Annotated in this window: 21 protein-coding genes; 18 read left to right on the top strand and 3 right to left on the bottom strand. The window is 33.6% G+C overall.

The window, feature by feature from the left end; genetic code table 11:
* The first annotated feature begins 2 nt into the window (after positions 1-2).
* On the top strand, positions 3-482 hold the full coding sequence (locus PSR14_RS17545) for a phage tail protein (protein ID WP_073541274.1): 480 nt from the start codon (positions 3-5) through the stop codon (positions 480-482).
* Between the two features lie 168 nt (positions 483-650).
* A complete protein-coding gene (locus PSR14_RS17540) occupies positions 651-908 on the top strand; it encodes a DUF3963 domain-containing protein (protein ID WP_098487393.1) in 258 nt (85 codons plus the stop codon).
* 257 nt (positions 909-1165) lie between these two features.
* Here PSR14_RS17540 and PSR14_RS17535 read toward each other — a convergent pair whose 3' ends face one another.
* The gene (locus tag PSR14_RS17535; protein ID WP_000169674.1) at positions 1166-1756 is read right to left on the bottom strand and encodes a TetR/AcrR family transcriptional regulator; all 591 of its coding nucleotides are present in this window, start codon (positions 1754-1756) and stop codon (positions 1166-1168) included.
* 615 nt (positions 1757-2371) lie between these two features.
* Here PSR14_RS17535 and PSR14_RS17530 point away from each other — a divergent pair.
* From PSR14_RS17530 to PSR14_RS17495, 8 genes are all read left to right on the top strand, one after another.
* Positions 2372-3022 (top strand): type II CAAX prenyl endopeptidase Rce1 family protein, encoded by a 651-nt coding sequence (locus PSR14_RS17530; RefSeq protein WP_073541270.1) that lies wholly within the window; start codon positions 2372-2374, stop codon positions 3020-3022.
* 63 nt (positions 3023-3085) lie between these two features.
* Positions 3086-3397, top strand: coding sequence for a heavy metal-binding domain-containing protein (locus PSR14_RS17525; protein ID WP_000637502.1), 312 nt, complete (start codon positions 3086-3088; stop codon positions 3395-3397).
* Between the two features lie 336 nt (positions 3398-3733).
* The gene (locus tag PSR14_RS17520) at positions 3734-4495 is read left to right on the top strand and encodes a glycosyltransferase family 2 protein (RefSeq protein WP_098487392.1); all 762 of its coding nucleotides are present in this window, start codon (positions 3734-3736) and stop codon (positions 4493-4495) included.
* A 554-nt stretch (positions 4496-5049) separates the two neighbouring features.
* A complete protein-coding gene (sigI, locus tag PSR14_RS17515) occupies positions 5050-5772 on the top strand; it encodes an RNA polymerase sigma factor SigI (RefSeq protein ID WP_000950302.1) in 723 nt (240 codons plus the stop codon).
* Positions 5762-7132 carry an anti-sigma-I factor RsgI gene (gene rsgI, locus PSR14_RS17510; RefSeq protein ID WP_098487391.1) on the top strand — a complete coding sequence of 457 codons (1371 nt, stop codon included), beginning with the start codon at positions 5762-5764 and terminating at the stop codon, positions 7130-7132. The genes sigI and rsgI overlap by 11 nt, the downstream gene beginning before the upstream one ends.
* Positions 7133-7309: 177 nt before the next feature.
* Complete coding sequence (locus PSR14_RS17505; protein WP_000414327.1) at positions 7310-10657, top strand: glycosyltransferase; 3348 nt, start codon at positions 7310-7312, stop codon at positions 10655-10657.
* A 229-nt stretch (positions 10658-10886) separates the two neighbouring features.
* Positions 10887-11162 carry a helix-turn-helix transcriptional regulator gene (locus PSR14_RS17500; RefSeq protein WP_000662957.1) on the top strand — a complete coding sequence of 92 codons (276 nt, stop codon included), beginning with the start codon at positions 10887-10889 and terminating at the stop codon, positions 11160-11162.
* Between the two features lie 305 nt (positions 11163-11467).
* Positions 11468-12268 carry a hypothetical protein gene (locus PSR14_RS17495; RefSeq protein WP_000418469.1) on the top strand — a complete coding sequence of 267 codons (801 nt, stop codon included), beginning with the start codon at positions 11468-11470 and terminating at the stop codon, positions 12266-12268.
* 193 nt (positions 12269-12461) lie between these two features.
* Here the strand turns inward: PSR14_RS17495 and PSR14_RS17490 are convergent, their stop codons facing one another.
* Positions 12462-12785, bottom strand: a complete 324-nt coding sequence (locus tag PSR14_RS17490; protein WP_001072984.1) for a helix-turn-helix domain-containing protein — start codon at positions 12783-12785, stop codon at positions 12462-12464.
* A 124-nt stretch (positions 12786-12909) separates the two neighbouring features.
* Between PSR14_RS17490 and PSR14_RS17485 the strand changes: the two genes are divergently transcribed.
* The 7 genes from PSR14_RS17485 to PSR14_RS17455 all read left to right on the top strand — a co-directional run bounded on the left by PSR14_RS17485 (position 12910) and on the right by PSR14_RS17455 (position 18925).
* Positions 12910-13443, top strand: a complete 534-nt coding sequence (locus tag PSR14_RS17485; RefSeq protein WP_113732530.1) for an NAD(P)H-dependent oxidoreductase — start codon at positions 12910-12912, stop codon at positions 13441-13443.
* 143 nt (positions 13444-13586) lie between these two features.
* Positions 13587-15080: a class I adenylate-forming enzyme family protein gene (locus tag PSR14_RS17480; RefSeq protein WP_073541371.1), complete on the top strand. Its 1494-nt coding sequence runs from the start codon at positions 13587-13589 to the stop codon at positions 15078-15080.
* 166 nt (positions 15081-15246) lie between these two features.
* Positions 15247-15795, top strand: a complete 549-nt coding sequence (locus PSR14_RS17475) for a GNAT family N-acetyltransferase (protein WP_000985516.1) — start codon at positions 15247-15249, stop codon at positions 15793-15795.
* A 181-nt stretch (positions 15796-15976) separates the two neighbouring features.
* Positions 15977-16540 (top strand): GNAT family N-acetyltransferase, encoded by a 564-nt coding sequence (locus PSR14_RS17470; RefSeq protein WP_073541266.1) that lies wholly within the window; start codon positions 15977-15979, stop codon positions 16538-16540.
* Positions 16537-17241: an SDR family NAD(P)-dependent oxidoreductase gene (locus PSR14_RS17465; protein WP_001264494.1), complete on the top strand. Its 705-nt coding sequence runs from the start codon at positions 16537-16539 to the stop codon at positions 17239-17241. Before PSR14_RS17470 ends, PSR14_RS17465 begins: the two co-directional genes overlap by 4 nt.
* On the top strand, positions 17238-18014 hold the full coding sequence (locus PSR14_RS17460) for a GNAT family N-acetyltransferase (protein ID WP_113732529.1): 777 nt from the start codon (positions 17238-17240) through the stop codon (positions 18012-18014). Before PSR14_RS17465 ends, PSR14_RS17460 begins: the two co-directional genes overlap by 4 nt.
* An 11-nt stretch (positions 18015-18025) precedes the next feature.
* Complete coding sequence (locus tag PSR14_RS17455; RefSeq protein WP_000849350.1) at positions 18026-18925, top strand: PhzF family phenazine biosynthesis protein; 900 nt, start codon at positions 18026-18028, stop codon at positions 18923-18925.
* Between the two features lie 32 nt (positions 18926-18957).
* On the opposite strand, the gene PSR14_RS17450 is transcribed toward PSR14_RS17455, so the two are convergent.
* Positions 18958-19167, bottom strand: a complete 210-nt coding sequence (locus tag PSR14_RS17450; RefSeq protein WP_000801653.1) for a hypothetical protein — start codon at positions 19165-19167, stop codon at positions 18958-18960.
* A 175-nt stretch (positions 19168-19342) separates the two neighbouring features.
* On the opposite strand from PSR14_RS17450, the gene PSR14_RS17445 reads away from it, so the two are divergent.
* The gene (locus tag PSR14_RS17445) at positions 19343-20191 is read left to right on the top strand and encodes an aminoglycoside phosphotransferase (protein WP_076868579.1); all 849 of its coding nucleotides are present in this window, start codon (positions 19343-19345) and stop codon (positions 20189-20191) included.
* The last annotated feature ends 6 nt before the right edge of the window (positions 20192-20197 follow it).

Below are 20197 nucleotides of genomic sequence, written 5' to 3'. Positions count from 1 at the left end.
AGATGAAATTGTCCTGTATCGTTGATTTTAAAAATGTAACTACAGTTGGTTTAGAGTCTTCACCTATAGTAGAAGCGCTAGCTGGTTTACGTGCTCATGAAGCCCGTTACTTTATGAATAAATACAAGCATGAATTTATAGTTGTACCAGCTAGTGCAAGCCAGAAGACTCTTGATTATGTGAACCGCATTTTGAAGGAAGAACGTAATATTGAATTTGCGGCGAAACCTTTAGAAACATCGTATTTTCAAGTGGAAAATATTAAGTTTGCATACGTCTTTTATGAAGATGGTCTTGTGATTAACGTCATGTATACATTGGATAACCCGAAGAAGAGGGCTGTTGGATTTAAGCTTTCTGATGGAATGGAGGTACCAACAGAATTGGCAGAGAAATTTAAGTTTGCTAGGCAGAAGTCTAAATTAGCTGGAACAATTCGGGGTTCGTTTTTTGTAATTAAAAGAGAATATAGTGTAAGTTGAAGAATCCAGTCGTTTGTAGTATTTTAAAATGCACGATTATGGAATATGGAGGCTAACAATCTTGAATTGTTGGCCTTTTTGACGTGAGTATAATATTCATATACTACTACACATTATGTTCTGATAAACTGGAATGAAAGGTAATTATTGTAAGGTGGTGGTGGCGGAGTGAATAAAAAAAGATTATTTGAGCTATCCATAATAACATTTGTTTTTCTTTTCCTCCATGTAAGCACATTTACTAATGAAAAATATAACGATAAATTGGGATCCTTTACTTTCATTGTGCTATTTCTTATGCTTTCTACTTATACCGCATTTATAGAAAAGTATTTTCATGATATACAAAAGTGGATTCGAAATATCACATTTTGTTTTGCTTTGTTAGTAGTAGTTTTAGTAGCTTTATGGATAGGTTACTTTTAGAACTTTACTTCTGGGAAAGTTCATTTAGTGCCCAATATTTTGTCCATCTATAGGGAAAAGGAGATAGGTAATGCTTTAAATGGAGAAACCAAAGTGGATATTTTTTAAAGTAAAAAGAAGAGGTATGTGAAAAAGAGATTGGTAGTATGTATAATATACAACGTCAAAAAAACTAATACCCTTCTAATAAACAGTAAATACTTTTTATGGGAAGGGTATTCAATTTAAGTCTATAAAAAGGAAATGCAAGTTCTCACTTATTTAGAATAAGAGAAAAGATGATGTTTTATTTGTTCAATAAAATAATGATGGTGGATATTATCGTTAGATACACGACTTGCCATAATAGCGCCCTCCATTGAAGAGGCAAGGAAAGAAGCGAGCGAAATAATGTTTATCTCTTCTTTAAGTTCTTGTTTCTCTATTCCTTCTTTTATGAGAGAAGCCATTAACATTACTGTATCATCATAGCCTTTTGCTGCTGCTTTTTGTAATTCTGGAAATACGCCAGTACTTTCAATTGCGCTATTAAGTAATGGACAGCCTCCAGCGATAGGAGGGTTATTAGCTGCATCTTGATATACAAGGAAAATTGCAAGGATTTTATCGATTGCTGTCTTTTTATTTTCCATTGCTTTATGAAAATGACTCCACATAATCTCACCACTTTTGTCGTAGGCAGCAAGAACAATTTCTTCTTTATTTTTGAATCTACGATAAATAGATCCTTTCGGTAGTTCAGTGGCTGTCATTATATCCTGAATGGATGTGCGAGTTATCCCATTAGTATTAAATAAATATAAAGATGTTTCAATAATCTTTTCTTTTACTGTATCAACTTTAGTCATGCTTTATAGTCCTCCTAATAAAAACGAGCTTAATATTCCAGGTAATGTTTACCCTCTATTTTCTTGATTTTTTTGTAAGTAGAAATAAGTTTGGAACAAAAAATATCTTATCAATTCCTATCTGATGGAAACCTCAAACTGTATTATCCATACTATTCGAATGAATTTTCTGTCAAAAACAATATGACCAGTTGGTTAATTCAGTCATATCATGCAACTAATTTTACCGTATCGACATATGAGTATTATATATAATTTTAATTAATATGTTTAGCTAAAATGTTTGAACTACTCTCATTTTCACTTCGTTTAATTAGGAGATCTTGCGGTTAAAAGCCGTATCACTTCATACTATAAAAGATTAATTGTTAATAATGAATGAGTACTGGAATTTGATTGTAAATCAGAAGCTGAAATATAAATTTATTTGCTTTGTACCGTTTTGATTTTGTAAATAATTTATAAAGGGGGTTTAAAAAACTAGAAACTTATAGTATCATTAGTTTTCAGACCGAACCGTCCGGTCCGGAAATTATATAAGTATATTTAGAAGGAGAACGTTATGCAGAAAGAAAAATCAAAGATTCTAAGTAATTTCATTATGGAGGTAATAAAGTGAGCTTTATAAAAACGAATACAAAAGAACTTATTATGCTAATAGTTTATATACTGTTTGCACTACTTCAAATTGGCTTGTTCATATTATTTGGCATATCCCTTTTAACTAACAGCAACTTAGTTGAATCAGAATTTGCTCTTAGTGCCATCGGTTTGACTGTACCTGCTATTGTAGGAATCATTTTCTTTAGGAAAGAAATTATTGAAAGTTTTACTTATTTTAAAGAGAAAACAATTTTGAAAATAGTAAGCGTTCCTATGGTGGTTTTACTTATGGTAATTGTGGAAAATTCTATTATGCATTTTCTAAATACAGGTCAGCCAGAGAACCAAGAACAGGTCCTTTCAAAGGGCCCAGAGGTGCCTATTATATTCACAGTACTTCTATTTGGGATTATAGGACCAATAATTGAAGAAATTATATTTCGTCATATATTAGTAAATCGTTTTTCGGAATATGTTGGTACTGCTATTGCATCCATCGTTTCGATTATAATTTTTGCAGGTCTTCATTCAAATCAACTTTCGGATCTTGCTATATATTTACCTGGCACGGTGATGCTTACTGCGGCTTATCTTATTTCTAATAGATCCCTTGCATATGTTATAGCGATACATATGTTAAACAATTTTAATGCTATTTTTTAATTACATATGTCATAGAGAGACACATGCAATTGAATATTATAAAAAATTAGGAGGGTGTCAAACATGATTGTAACAACAACGTCTGGAATTCAAGGTAAAGAAATTATTGACTATATTGATATTGTAAATGGTGAAGCTATTATGGGGGCCAACATTGTACGCGATTTATTCGCTTCTGTTCGTGATGTTGTCGGTGGTCGTGCTGGTTCTTATGAAAGTAAGCTAAAAGAAGCTCGTGATATTGCAATGGACGAAATGAAAGAACTTGCAAAACAAAAAGGTGCGAACGCTATCGTTGGTATTGACGTAGATTACGAAGTTGTTCGTGATGGAATGTTAATGGTTGCTGTAAGTGGTACAGCTGTACGTATATAAGTAAATAAAAAAACGGATTCCCTCCTTGGAATTTATACTTTCAGGAGGGATCCTGGTTCTGTTGCAGATTTTAAGACTAAAAACAGAAGTTGATAAATCATTGTACGTCAAAAAACCACAGTTTGGGTGTAAACTGTGGTTTTTTATATAGAGGCCCCAACACGTCCCTATTAAGCTAAGCTTATGCAACGTCAATTTTTGTTAGCTTAATAGTAGCCCTATTACAATTAAAATAATATGTCTATATTGTTTTAAGTACTTTTTTATAATAAAACTTAATCAATTTTAATATATGTTATGTATAACATATATTTATCTAAAATAAGGGGGAATATTATGACTGAAATAAACGAATCTTCAGGAAGCGATTTACAAAAAGATGTGAAGTTTTCTATTATAATCCCTGCACATAATGAAGAAAAGTACATTAGAAAATGTTTGGAGTCAATTGCAAAAGCATCAGAGGCATATAAAGAGCAAACGGAAGTTATAGTTGTTTTAAATCGTTGCACAGATAAAACAGAGGAAATAGCAAAATCTTATGATTGTATTACATTAAAAAATGAAGATAAAAACTTATCTAAAATCCGAAATGCAGGGGCAGAAATAGCTAGTGGAGAAATAATCGTTACTATAGATGCTGATACGATAATGACAGAGTCTTTGTTATCTAATGTAGATAAATATTTATCTTCAGGTAAATATATTGGTGGTGGGGTGAATGGGAAGTTCGAAAGAATGTCTTTTGGAATATTCTTTTCTGCAATTCTAATTATAATTCCCTTACTTTTTAAGTACGGGGCTATATCTGTGGGGATTTTTTGGTGTTATAGAAAAGATTTTATGGCAATTAACGGATTTAATGAAAACATGCTTATGGCAGAAGATGCAGATTTCGCGAAACGCTTAAAAGAATGGGGAAAACGAAATAATAAGAAATTTGGTACCATTAAAAATGGCATGATAACTTCATGCAGAAGATTTGATACATATGGAGACTGGGCTTTACTTAAAAATCCAAAAGTAATATTAGCTTATCTAAAAGGAAATGATCAAAAATATGCAGATAAGACATATTATGATAATCAAGAAAGATAACGATGGAGAAAAGCGGCAGGAAATAGGGAGAACAGCAGATTTTTTTATACATAATGAGAGCCTAACTTAATTTAATAGATATGATAAGAAAACCATCAATTTGATTAGCCCTTTTTCAAATCAATGGTTTTTATTTTTGAAATAAATATGTATTTTTTATAAAAAATATTTTTTGACCCCCATAAAACTTTGTATTCCTCCGAATATGTATAGTGAAGAAAATAAATAGAAGAAAATTGATTATGAAAGAATATTGATGTGTTAATAAAATTACTAGATTAAGTGGGGCATCCGAAATAAAAGGGTGAAATTACCAATGATATAGAGAAGAGTTATGCAAGGATTGCAGATAAAATAGAAACAGAGCAAGCAAAACAAGCGGAAGAAAATAAGAAAGTAGAGTGAAATGTAAGCCTAACTGTAAGAACGATAGAAAAGTTGGCTTTGAAAAATATGAACAACAAGAAGACAAGCCTAAAGAAAATGTGGTTGAATGGTCACTTGTTTAGTGACCATTCTTCTATTTCAAGCAGAAGGAGGGAGAGAGATTACCCGTGTTGAGTTTAGTAATGAAGATCTTAAGAAAACCGAAAATAGAAGATATCGTATGTAACATACAAAATAACGAAGAAGATAAAGAAGCATTTATCGTACAGTATCAGCCGTTTATTAGAAAATCAATCTCGTCTGTCTGCCGCCGATATATTACAGAACAGGATGATGAATATAGTATTGGATTGTTTGCGTTTAACGAAGCAATTGAACAGTATTCATATAAAAAAGGGAAATCTTTTCTAGCGTTTGCTGATCTTCTTATAAAAAGAGATGTAATTGACTATATACGCAAGGAGTCTAAGCATAATCGTGTCTTTTTAAAAGAAGATGAGCAAGAGGAAATGTTAGAAATGCAAGTGTCGCTTACGGAGTATATGAAAGAGATGGATAATAGTAACCGTAAGGAGGAAATTCTTCATTTTCAAAGTGTGTTAGCTGAGTTTAAAATCACATTTTCAGAGCTTGCTAAAGAATCTCCTAAGCATCGTGATACGCGTGAACACTTAATAGAAATTGTAAAGATGATTATAAAAGAAGAGGAAATGATGGAGGAGCTGTTCCGAAAGAAAAAATTACCACTTAAACATATTGAACCGCGTGTTAGGGTAAGTCGTAAAACGTTGGAGCGGCATAGAAAATATATCATTGCAATGTGTATTATCTTCGCAAACAACTATACATACATTCTTGATTATATAAGGGGAGGGAAGCATGATGAATAAAGGAATTGTGATGGATATAAAAAAACATAGCGTAGTTGTTTTAACGCCAAATGGAGAGTTTATTACGTGTAAAAGAAAAGGGGATTCTTGCATGATTGGAGAGGAAATTTCATTTGATGAGCAAGAACAAAAAGTATCGCGTTTTTCAATTCCTTATTTCTTAAAGCCGGCATCATTACTTGTTGCTTGTTTTCTATGCGCGCTGTTATTTTTCTACAACCAACCGGAAGAAAAAGTATTCGCTTACGTCTCAGTTGATATAAATCCAAGTTTAGAAGTGAGTGTAACGAAGGATCTTCGCGTTATAGATTTACAAGCTTGTAATGATGATGGAAGGCGTATTTTAAAAGAATTAAAGCAATGGGAAAATAAACAATTGCAAGAAGTAATACGTACAATTATAAAGCAGAGTCAAGAGGATAAGTATTTAACGAATGATAAGCAAGTTATGCTAACCGCTATTGCAAAGGATAAGTTGCTAGAACCGAAGTTGGAAAAGGTAATGAAAGAATTAAAGAAAGAATATGAGCTAAAACATATTACAGTCGAATATCAAAGTAGCACGATGCAAGTACGAGAGAATGCTAGAAAAGCTGGAATGGGCACAGGTGTCTATATAAAGCAAGAGAATGAGAAGAACAAATCGGTTACGCCGCCGGCCACGCCGTCTAATCCGGTGGAAAACGAAGAAGAGTTACAATCGCAGCCGGATTCATCTCCTGATGTAGCGCCAGATTTGTCTTCTGTAAAAGACAAAAAATATGAGAAGCCAGAGCATAAAGAACAAAAGAAAATAGAGGAACAGCCAACGAAGCAAATAAAAGAAAACAATGGTAGAGGATCTCAGCAAGAAAATAGAGGGACTAAGCAGGAGAATAACGGTAGGGAATCCCAACAAGGAAATAATGGGAATCAGCAAGGAAACAACGGTCGAGAATCCCAACAAGGGAATAATGGAAATCAGCAAGGAAACAACGAAAGAGGATCGCAAGGGAATAATGGGCACCAGCAAGAGAACAATGGAAGAGGATCGCAAGGGAATAATGGGAATCAGCAAGGAAATAACGGGGGAGGGTCCCAAGGAAATAATGGGAATCAGCAAGGAAACAACGGAAGAGGGTCCCAAGGAAATAATGGGCACCAGCAAGGAAACAACGGAAGAGTACCCCAAGGAAATAATGGGAATCAACAAGGTGACAATGGTAGGGGATCTCAACAAGGAAATAATGGGAATCAGCAAGGTGACAATGGAAGAGGATCCCAAAAAGAAAATGTTGGAAACGAGCAGGGGAATAATGGTAGGGGATCTCAACAAGAAAATAGAGGCCACCAGCAAGGGAATGAAAAGAAGAATCAATAGAAATATAGAAGTGGGAGATTCGTTTTAAAGTGAAAAGGAGTTATCTCACTATTGCGGGCAGTAAAACTCCCATCTCAAAATTTGGCTAGGGCAAAGAAGTTAGGTGGGAGTTGGGCTGCTTAAAGTTGTACTTTATTATTCTATCGTTCTATTAAGAAGGAGTATGTGAAAAATATAATGGAGAAAAACATTCAACAAGAGAAAGATAAAGTAAAACCTGTTTTTTATGATCCGAAAGGAAGAAGAAACATAGCTTTTATTTCGTTTCTATGTATTTCAATAGTTAGCGTAAGTATTGTATTTTATTTTTTCTTTCAAAGTATTTTTTCAACACCAGAAATTCCAAATATGAATACAGCTGTACAACAAGATAATAAACTTGTACCAATTAATCAAAAACTTAGTGATCAGCAGTTAAAGAAGGAAGAGTTTAAACCAAATACCGAAACGAAGGATAATAAAAATTTGGTGAATTCGCCGAAGGATAGTAAACAACGTAAAGAAGTGTATGGTTTTTATGTAAACTGGGATGAAAATAGTACCGCTTCTTTAAAAGAAAATATCGATTCATTAACCACGCTAGTACCAGAGTGGTATCATTTAAAAGCAGATTTAACGATTAGAAGTGAGATAAAACCTGAGATAGTAAAGTTAGCAGAAAAAAATCAAGTGAAAATTATGCCTTTACTAACTAACTATACTGAGGAAGCTTCTGGTCCGGATAGTGGGCTAATTCATAAGTTGCTGAATTCCTCAAATGATGTAAAGACAAAGTTTATAAATGATTTAGTAAAGCAAGTTGAAAAGAATCGATTTGCGGGTATTAATATTGACTTTGAGGCCGTACCTGAAAGTGATAGAGAAAACGTAACAAATTTTATGAAAGAACTTACTAGGGTCTTTCATAAACATGATTTGCTCGTTACACAAGATGTTCCAGCTAATGATAAGGCTTTTGATTATAGTGCGTTAGCAAAAATAATAGATCGAATGATTGTAATGATGTACGATGAGCACTATGGAGCAGGAGAGCCAGGACCAATTGCTTCAAATAAATGGTTTCAACATACATTAAAAGAACTGAATATTCCGTCTAATAAACTTATAGTTGCTTTCGGTAACTATGGATATGATTGGAAAGTAAATAGTAAGGAACCGGCGAAATCTTTAACTTTTTCAGAAGTTATGGTAATGGCTCATAATTCAGATATGAATATTCAATGGGATAAGATGAGTGGAAATCCTTATTTTAGATATAAAACAGGAGATAAAGAACATACTGCTTGGTTCTTAGACGGCGTTACTCTCTATAATCAAGTGAAAATCGCAATGGACAACAAAGCAAAGGGGTTTGCGTTATGGAGATTAGGAGCAGAAGATCCTACAATATGGAAAGTTTTAAAAAATCCGATTGAGGCACAAAAAAATCCTGATGTATTACATAAAATCACTAGTTTAGATGAAGTGAATTATTCTGGACAAGGTGAAATTTTACAGATTGAGAATGAAAAGCAAAATGGATTGAGAGATTTTAAAGTAGGTAAAGATGGTTATCTTACAGATGAAGTATATCAATCCTTACCATCTGCATACGAAGTGCAGCGATATGGAAAACCGAAAGGGAAACAAGTAGTACTAACATTTGATGATGGACCAGACCCGAAATATACGCCGGAAATCTTAGATATATTAAAAGAGAATAAGATCAAAGCTGCTTTTTTTGTACTTGGTGAAAACGCACAACTAAATACTAGTATTGTGAAAAGAATATACGATGAAGGGCATGAAATTGGCAATCATACTTTCAAGCATCCTAACGTAGCTGATACGTCTTTACTACGAACAAAAGTAGAACTTAATACGACGCAACGTCTGATCCAGGAAATAACTGGGCATTCTACAGTTTTGTTTAGGCCACCATACGAAGCGGATGCTAACCCGGATTCCTCAAATGAAATATTGCCTATTTTACGAGCACAAAATATGAACTATACAATGGTAGCAGAAAAAGTGGATCCTGAGGACTGGGCAACACCATCAACAAATGAATTAGTAATGCGTGCTCTTAATCCCGTTTATAAGGGAGAGGGAAATATTATTCTTCTCCATGATGCGGGAGGGAATCGTACCCATACGGTAGAGGCGTTGCCGATCATTATTAAAGACTTAAAAAAGCATGGATATAGTTTTGTAACAATTTCAGATTTAATGAATAAAGAACGTGATGAAATTATGCCTCCTGTTTCTTCTGAGGGGAAGCAATATTTACTTTACAATAAAGCTGTCTTTTCAGGGGCGGGATACTTTAAACATATATTAACAACTATTTTTTATATCGCTATTGGATTAGGGATTTTTCGATTCTTATTCTTAATTTATTTTGCATGGAAGCAGAAAAGAAAAACGCTACCTCACACTATTCATTCGTCCTATCAACCTTTTGTTAGTGTTGTCATAGCAGCATATAATGAAGAAAAGGTGATAGCTAAGACGATTCGCTCAATTTTGGATAGTAAGTATGGAGAATTTGAAGTTATTGTTGTGGATGACGGATCGACAGATGGTACGTCAAAAGTAATGCAAGAAACATTTTATAAACACTCTAAAGTTCGTTTCATTCAGAAAGAAAACGGCGGGAAATCATCGGCAATGAACTTAGGGTTTCAACAATCGCGAGGAGAGATTATTGTCACTTTAGATGCGGATACTATTATTGCGCAAGACGCCATTTCTCTCATGGTTAGACACTTTGAAGATCAAAATGTAGCAGCAGTTTCAGGTAATGTTAAAGTGGGGAATAGACGAAACTTGTTAACTACTTGGCAACATGTTGAATATATAACAGGATTTAATTTAGAACGTAGAGCTTTTGATGAATTAAATTGTATTACAGTAGTTCCAGGGGCTATTGGGGCGTGGCGTAAGAAGAATGTAGTTGAATCGGGATATTTAAGCGAAGATACATTAGCAGAAGATACAGATCTTACTATTACATTTTTACGTCAAGGACATAGAATTGTATATGAAGAAAAAGCGTATGCTTTTACGGAGTCACCTGAAGATGTGAAAAGTCTCATTAAACAGCGATATCGTTGGTCATATGGTACACTCCAATGTCTTTGGAAACATCGAAAAGCGTTATGTAATTCAAAGCATAAAACGTTAGGATTTATTGCATTGCCTAACATGTGGTTATTCCAATATGTTTTGCAATTCATTGCTCCTTTTGCAGATATATTAATGATTATGGGGTTATTTAGTAGTGATCCGCTAAAAGTTTTAGGATTTTATTTTGTATTCTTTTTAATGGATCTTCTCGCATCTCTATTTGCATTTAAATTAGAGGAAGAGAATCCGAAACCATTAGTATGGTTAATTTTACAACGCTTTATTTATCGTCAATTTATGACTTATGTTGTCGTTAAATCTATATTCTCATCGATTCGAGGAGTAGCGGTAGGTTGGAATAAGCTAAAGAGAATAGGAAGTGTAAAACATTCCACGGAACATAAGGAGGCATCTTAAGAGAGCAGGTTATCTGCTCTCTTTTTTATTAATTTTAGTGAGCTGAGTGTAGAGTACATACATCTGTATCTATAAGAGTTCTAATAGTGAGACATTATGTGAAGATACTCCTTTAGTTTCGAGAAAAAGTTTTTTTATATTTTTTTAAAATGACGGACATAAAATCGTATATACCTTCGAATTATATATATGGATAACATAAATATGTATATAAAAGGGGAGCAATAAGATGAAAGAACAAAAAGAAATGTTTGAAGAAATCTCTGAAGTACTAAAGGTATTGGCGCATCCTGTTCGTTTATCATTAGTAAAAATAATGCTTGCAAAAGGTCCTACTAATGTAACAACAATGTATGGGGATTTGGAAATGCCTCAAAGTACAATTAGTCAACATTTATCTAAACTAAAGGCTGCTAAAATGGTTACAGGTACTCGGAAAGGATTAGAAATTTATTATGAAGTAACTGACAATCGCACAAAATCAATATTAGCATGTTTAGTTTAAATGCTGACTTCTATTTCAAAATAAGAAACGCTATTCTTTTCTATGATTTTACAGAGAGAATAGCGTTTTTTATTTTTAAGGAGTATCTTTTTATTAGCTTGATGGTGATATGGTATTATCTCTAAAATAAAAAAATATTGATTTCGCTTTTATTCTTTCTCAGGAGTTTGAGCTCAAAAGGCCGACTATCACTTTGTTTCCAATGCAGTGGACAGTGGAAGAACTTATATTTTTGAATAGAGGGAATTATATGTTTTTGATATATTAATAGTTAGGAACCACAAATAAGGGGTGAAGATATAGAAATGGAATTATTTGATTACTATAAACGAAAAGGAAAGTTGAAACTGTTAATTGGGACGGGTATTTTTATTCTTACTTTATGCGCTGTATATGAAGATTGGGGACATATTAATTGGGGGCAGTTTATCTTTTTTGTTATCGCTGCTTCTATCTTTTTTGGGATTGGATTTTGGCAGTTAAGAAAAGGAAAGTTGATACAAAAGAATATGATAAAAAGTAATGCAACATTTTGGGATGTTGATACTTTGGTTGTATTAGAATTACCAAAACGAAACAAGCAATTTGGTCTATATCATCCTGATGGTAAGTATATAGCAGGAACAAAGATGGTTTCATCAAATATTCTTTTTTCAGTAATACCCTTTTTACATAATAAAGATGTTTACGGATTAGAAACGAGTAGCGGGGAAATTCTAGCTTATTTTCATACTGAAGTGGACGGATATGATTGGGTAGTCTATGATTCAAATTATAATCAGATTGGTATGTTTAAAGAAAAAATGATACAAGGATTTACTATGATACGAGGTACTTTGATGACAGATAAAGCCACAAAATTGTCAGATGTAGAAGTTGAGTTTGATTTTATTCAAAGTACTCTCCGTACAATAGATGGACGTACATTAGTAATTGGTAAGCAGGGATATATGCCTATAGAATGGAGTGAAAGGTTTATGGGTTTAAATGTACCTACTATTACCTTAGGTTCTAATGCGTCTAATAACGAAAAAATTCTCGGTTTAGGTGTGCTCCTTTATAGTTTACGTACAATTGAGATTAGAAAAAGTCGGGCAAGTGTTTAATGAGGTAGAAGTAGTGTTTATATGCGAAATTGTATAGAAATCTCATTTTTTTAATTATATCTTTTTAGATCGATGGATGTGGGGTCACGTCCATCAATCTAAGAAAACAAGTTAGCCCAAAAACGATAAAAATAAAATTTATAAAAACACAAAATATAAACATTGAGGATTAAACAAAGTATATAGTGCCTTTTTAGTCATGTAATCTTTTGAGCTGATGATCTTTTCCCCATTCAAATAGTTCATTCATAATTTGCATTAAAGATTTCCCGTATTCGCTTATTGTGTACTCAACCTTTGGTGGTACTTCTTGATATACAGTACGATGGATAATCCCATCAGCTTCAAGTTGCCGAAGTTGTTGAGTCAGAACTTTTTGCGTAATGTTTGGGATTTCTCGTCGGATTTCATTTGTTCGCATTTTTCCATCCATCAAAACACATAAAATATGAACTTTCCATTTTCCACCGATTACATCGAGCGTCGTTGCAATTGGACAGTTATCATTTTGATTCATATAACACCTCCAAAGGTACCTCAAGGTTCCTATAGCACCTGAAAGTACGTACTTTTCAATTATATGTAATGCATTCATACTAATATGTAAAGGATTGATTCATTTATAAAGGGGATGGAAAATGATGAGAACACTTGTAATTGTAGCACACCCTCATATTGAAAAATCAAAAATTAATAAAAGATGGATAGAAGAACTTGAGAAACATTCAGATGAAATTACGGTGCATGAATTATATAAAGTGGCACCAAACTGGGAGTTTAATATTGAAGAAGAGCAAAAGTTATTAGTAGAACATGACAGATATATATTTCAATTTCCGCTTTACTGGTACAGCACACCGCCATTATTAAAAAAATGGTTTGATGATGTATTAACATATGGATTTGCATACGGATCAAAAGGGGATAAAGTGAAGGGAAATGAGTTTGGTGTAGCAGTTTCTATAGGTGGATTAGAAAAAGATTATGAAAATAGCGGAATTACGATGGATGAGTTGACGAAACCATTCCAAGCTACATGCTTATATACAGGTATGGAATTTATACCTTCATTTTATTTATATGGTGCAGAATATAAACTAAGTGATGAAGAGATTGATAAAAGTGCACCTGAGTATGTGCAATATGTGATGAACAAGAAGTATTCTAATATATAAGAGGAAATAGCCATTTACTTGTGAAGTAAATGGCTATTTTATATTCTTATTATATTCACTAAGTATAATCTTTAGTAAATTAATAGTTAATCTGGTAAAATAAAAAACCTAACATATATAAAGGGGAGTTTTACTTGAGAACGATGCAAAAATTATTACAAAAAAGAGCAATGCAATCACCAAATTTGGAAGCGCTTGTAGGCGGAGGGAAAAGATATTCGTTTCAGCAATATAATGAACGAGTAAATCAGCTTGCACATTATTTATTACATAATGGTGTGCAAAGAGGAGATCGCATTGGAATACTATGCAAAAATAATCACCCATTTCCAAGCGTTATGATGGCAAGTTTAAAAATTGGAGCGGTATGTATTCCGCTAAATCATCAGCTTACTGTATATGAATTAGAAACGATTGTAAAAGAAGCGAAATTAAAAGTGTTAGTTATTGATGAAGAATTTAGTGAAGTGTTATTAAATGTTGATGCTGTTAAAGAAATTCCTTATGTAATTCAAACGACAAAAGAAGGCTTTGGTTCATTTGAATTAGAGTTGCAAAAACAGCCAATGACAGAACCGAACGTAGAAGTTCATGAAGAAGACGATGCCATTTATTTATTTACTTCAGGAACGACTGGACAGGCAAAAGCATGTGTAATTGGTCATAAAAACTTACATCATTATTTTGATGAGATTGCAGGACAAAGAGAAATTCCAGCAGGTGAACGCTTTTTATCCGTGCATCCATTATTTCATATGAGTGGCGTGCTTTCTATTTTAAATTGTATTTATCATGGTGTTACGATGATCTTCTTAGCTGATTCGAATCCTACTCTTATTTGGGATAAGATTGAAGAAGAGAAAATTACTACGATGCTTGCATTCCCGGCTGTTTATAGCTATATGCTTGATGAACTAAATAAAAAAGAACGTAACATCTCTACTTTTAAAGTAGCACAAAGCGGTGGAACAAAAGTGCCAGAAACACTCATCCAAAAATATATGGAAAAAGGAATCTATATGGTGCAAGGCTATGGTAGTACAGAAGGTTGGGTTGTAACTTCATGGCATCCAATGATGGGAAAAGAAAAGATGTCTTCTGTAGGAAAAGCCTTGAAAAATGTAGAGGTGAAAATTGTTCATCCAGAAACAGGACATGAACTTAAAGCAAATGAAGTTGGAGAGATTCATGTAAGAAGTCCATACATGTTTAAAGGGTATTGGAATAATGAAAAGGCGACAAAGAAGGTAGTAAAAGATAATTGGTTTAACATGGGCGATGCTGGCATGATAGATGACGACGGATTCTTGCATATTATGGGAAGATATAAAGACGTTATTATACGCGGTGGTGACAATGTATATCCAGACCAAGTAGAAGATGTTATTCATGAAATACATGGTGTTTTAGAAGTTGCAGTAGTTGGAGTTCCAGATGAATTTTGGGGAGAGATTCCAAGAGCTTACATTGTGAAGGATGGCGAAACAACAGTAACAGAAGAAAGTATTATTCAGTATTGTAAGGAGAAGTTAGCAAGTTACAAAATTCCAGAAGTGGTATTCGTAGAAGAGTTACCGAAAAATGCTTTAGGGAAAGTGTTGAAGAGAGAATTAAGAGAAAATGTACTTGTAAAATAAAAAACGATTAGGTAATGAGGAATCCAGTTATGTATAAAGCATAACTGGATTTTTTGTTTATGATTCTGTTGGTTGATATTGTAAATATTTAAAACCTTTTATGTTTTTTTAGTGTAATATTGAAAATAAAGGGAGCTAACTAATTTCAGTACTAGGGGGAGAAACTATGGCTATAAAATTAGAAACTGAGCATTTATGTATAGAACCTTTTACTAATGATGACGTGTTTAGAATTAAAGAGTTAGCTAATGATAAGGAATTAGCTAATATTCTTGGGCTTCCACACCCATATAAATTAGAGTTCGCGCAAGATTGGGTTGATATGCAACCAGAACTTATAAGGAAAGGAATTGAATACCCTTTAGGAATTGTCTCTAAAGAATCAAGAGAAATTGTAGGTACAATTACACTAAGAATTGACAAGGGTAACAATAGAGGTGAACTTGGTTATTGGATTGGTAAGAATTATTGGGGAAAGGGTTTTGCAACTGAGGCTGTAAACAGAATAATTCAATTTGGTTTTATCGAATTAGGTTTAAATAGAATTTGGGCATCTGCCATTTCTAGAAACCGATCATCAATTAAAGTATTAGAGAAGTCGGGCTTACGTAAAGAAGGCACATTGAGAAAAAATAGACTTTTATTAAATACATATGAAGATGTTGATGTGTATGGAATATTAAAGACAGAATACAAAGGTTTAAATTACAGATAAGATTGAGAGTATGATGACAAAAGGAAACCCTTCAGAACAGGGTTTCCTTTTGTATTTCTCAAAAATCAATATTGTAGTTTAACAGGTCATTGTTTATCAAAAACATAATAATTTACTAGATTTTGTATTTTGTGTAAGATAATAAAGAATATTCAAATATTAATTAAGGGAAGAGATGTAAATGAAGCTACCGCTATTACAGGTAGAGACAGAGAGACTGATGATCCGTTCGTTCCAAAATGATGATTATGAAAGTTGGTTAGATGGATTTAATAAGAGGTTACCATCGCAGTATAAATATGATGATGGTTATCAAGTTATGGCATCATCAACAAAAGAATGGTTCACGGAATGGATAAGGGGCTTTGATGAAGCAGCGCATCGAGATGAGATGTACGTATTAGGTATTTTTCGTAAAGAAGACGGAGCTAATATTGGTAAGCTAGAGCTGATTAAAATTTTACGTATGGACTATCAATGGGCGATGATGGGATATTCCATACATAATCAATACTGGAAAAACGGATATGGCATGGAAAGTGTGAAAGCTGCAGTATCGTTATTTTTTAATCGTCTTCATTTTCATAGAATCGAATTACATATACGTGTTGATAATGAGCCATCCGTTCGTCTTGCGGAAAGATCCGGTTTTTCTTTTGAATGCAAGAGAGAGGCGTTTTCATTAGAGAATGGTAAGTGGATGGATTTTCTTATTTATTTTAAAAATAAGGAGATGAATATATGAGAGTTCTAATTACAGGTGGAAATCGCGGATTAGGGTTACAGTTAGTAAAAGTGTTTCATGAAAATGGACATATCGTTTATCCGTTAGTTAGAACTGAGGTTGCGTTAACACAATTGAAGAAAATGTTTAGTTGCAGATGTTTTCCTATATTGGCAGACTTATCGATTGATGAGAGTACGGAGCAAATGAAAAACCAGCTTGAGGAATATACAGAGTATATAGATCTAGTTATAAATAACGCAGGAATTACTGGGAAGGAGACTGAGGTTTTACATACAAATTCAGAAGAGTTAACGGACTTATTTAATATTCATTGCTTAGGTGTAATTCGAGCTGTAAAAGGTACATATATGGCTTTAGCTAAATCGGATCATCCGAGAATCATAAATGTGTCCTCTCGGTTAGGTTCATTGCATAAAATGGCGAACAAAGAGTTTCCACAAGGTCAGTTCTCATATTCATATCGAATTGCTAAAGCTGCACAAAATATGCTAACACTCTGTTTACAACAAGAGTTTGAGGATAAAGGAATTCGTGTAACTGCTATTCACCCTGGAAAATTAAAGACTGAAATTGGTGCTTTTGATGCGAATATGACCCCGGCTGAAGGAGCAAAAAATATATATGATTGGATAATAGATTCAAATGAGGATGTTTCAGGGAAGTTTATTGAGCCAGGTGTAGGTGAATTAAAGTGGTGATATATGATCTTGCAATCATTCAGAATTTGTTTGGCCCTTCTAAAAAAGTATTAAATGGCTTACCAAATGCAGTAACGATTGAAGAAATAGAAGAAGATGTTTTGTATAACGTACAAACATATAAAGAAAAGATAAGTAGATTTGAAGAGGTTTGTTTTAATTGGGAGTTAAAAAGAGCGAGTATTGTATTAAACAAAAGGTTTAGTAGTTATAACTCAAGTGTGAGAGTGTTACTTGATGCAGGTTTTTCTTTGCACGCAGCAAAGGTAGAAGTATGTAGAGAATTGAACAATATAGAAGAACTTGAAAGACAATATACATATCGATCAATAGCAGAAGGAACGTTATCGGAAAAAGAATTTAAATATATTTGGGAACAATGTATGTCGGGTTCAGGGGATCAAACTTCAATTTTAACTATCGATGAACATTTTTATTCTGTACAAACAGAGTTAGGTAAGGGTTGGGAAAAGTCATGTATTGTTTTTTATGATAAAAATGAGCCGATTGGTATGTCCATACCGCATATAGAAACTGGAACAGAAAGTGAAGGACGATTATTTTATTTTGGGGTAATGCCTTGTTATCGTGGGAAAGGAATTGCTTCCCGGCTGCATCTTCAATCTTTACATATGTTAAAGGAAATAGGGGCTACTTATTACATCGGAAGCACACATACTTCAAATGAAAAGATGCAGAGAATATTTTGGAGAAATAATTGTTCGTTGAAAACGGAGATAGAGCTTTATTATAAAAATTTTAAAGAAGGTTAGGAGAAAAGAAAATGAAGACTATAAACGTATTTCATTATGACGCATTTACGAATAAACCGAATATGGGTAATCCAGCAGGTATTGTATTAGATGCAGATGGATTAACAGAAGAGGAAATGCAGCGTATTGCTGAAAAAGTTGGATTTAACGAAACAACTTTTGTTCTTTCCTCAGAAGTAGGAGATATAAGAATGCGCTACTTTACACCTGGTTTTGAAATGGATTTATGTGGTCATGGGACAGTTGGGACAATATTTGCCTTGCGTGAAAGAGGTTTATTAGAAGAGAAAGCAAGCCTTACGATTGAAACGAAGGCCGGGATTTTACCGATACAAATAGGTGTAAATGAAAATGGAGAAACCTTTATTAAAATGAGGCAGGCAGCACCTCAGTTTAAAGAATTTACAGGTTCAAAAGAAGAATTAGCTCATAGTATCGGTTTAGAAGTAAATGATTTAGATGTAAGTTTACCGATTGTATATGGAAGTACGGGGAACTGGACCGTAATTGTACCGGTTAAAAATCTAGATGTATGTGAGAGAATGAAACCTAACAATGAGGTGTTTCCATCGGTATTAAAAGAAATACCTAACGCTTCTATTCACCCAATTTGTCTAGAAACTTATGACGAAAAGGTACATATGCATGGGCGTCATTTCTCATCAGCTTATGCTGGAACGATTGAAGATCCTGTGACAGGAACAGCTTCAGGTGTAATGGGAGCATATTATGCGACGTATGTGGAGAAAGATTTTGACCATGAAATGGAGTTAATCGTTGAACAAGGGCAAGAAATACATAAAGATGGTCGTGTAACGGTATATGTAACGAAAGATGTAGAAAATGAGAAGTTACAAATAGATATTGCTGGTACAGCTGTGTATGTGAAAGAGTTTGAAGTTTTACTATAAAAAAGAAAGCCCGGCATACATCCGGACTTTCACTATCTGTTCAATACTTCAATATACGAAGCATCTCCAGTTGTTCTTAAAGCAGAGCGGAAATTGTTATTTTCTAACGTTTTAGCGACTTGTTGTAACTGCTGTGCATCATCATGATGGATGAGTAAGCTGTCAGCACCGCTTTCCTCTATATGAATGTGTTCGACATTTCCGATGGCATCATGTACAGCTTTTAAAAATTCAGGTTTCATATTGTCCTCCTATATGTATGTAACGTTATTGTTAGTATTTCCTTATTTTTGAAATGTAAAAGTGAATGAATTTTTGTTATATTATGATTTTGGAAGGTATTTACTATTTGTTTGTCAAATAATAGTAAAGTTGTCTTTTGAATTGAAGAAATCTTCGGGATTAAAGGGTGAGGGAATGGACATTTCAACAATCGCTGCACAACTAGTTAAGGAGAAAGTGATTTCACATTATCCAACTAGCGTAAAAGTGCTGAACGGGGGAACGACAAGTACTGTATATTTGTTGGATGAAAAATACGTTGTAAAACTTAATGAAGCGGAAGTAATACGTGAAGAAGCTATTTTTCTTTCTTTTTATGAAAGGAATACTTTGTTTGCAAATCTTTTGTATAAGGAACCTTTACATACATATATTGTGTATTCTTTCCTTGAAGGTAGTACTTCGTGCGGACGAGGACAAAAAAGAATTACGCTTAGTACCCTTGTAAAAGAAGTTATTAATAAGTATGAAATAGTTTCACGTATAGATGGCTGGGGATGGAAAGAAAGTCCGGTTCAATCTTGGAGTGCATTTTTAACGAAAAATGTGATGGAAGCTTATGAAAATGTAAGACGTTACATAAGTGAGGAAGAGTATAGAACAGTTCTTAAGTTAGCAAATAGCCCAAATAGAGGGACTGGAATAAATCATCCATTTTTACTGCATGGTGATCTTGGATTTCATAATTTTATATTTCAAGGAAATGAGTTGCATGGTGTAATTGATCCCCTACCAGTGTTAGGAGATCCTATATACGATTTAATTTATGCGTTCTGTTCAACCCCGGAAGATGTAACGAAAGAAACGATTGATTATGCGATGAAACAATGTGTATTTCATAAAAAAGAACGTGATTTATATGAAGAAATAGTTATAGGATTATATTTGCGTATAGATACGTGTTTAAGACGTCACCCGAAAGATTTAGAAGATTATTTAGTAGCTTGGCGTTATTGGATGGACGAGGTTGAGGTGACTTTATAGTACAAA

The sequence above is a fragment of the Bacillus sp. A01H genome, assembly GCF_045277205.1.
GTDB lineage: Bacteria > Bacillota > Bacilli > Bacillales > Bacillaceae_G > Bacillus_A > Bacillus_A paranthracis.
This window is presented reverse-complemented; position numbering and strand designations above follow the sequence as displayed.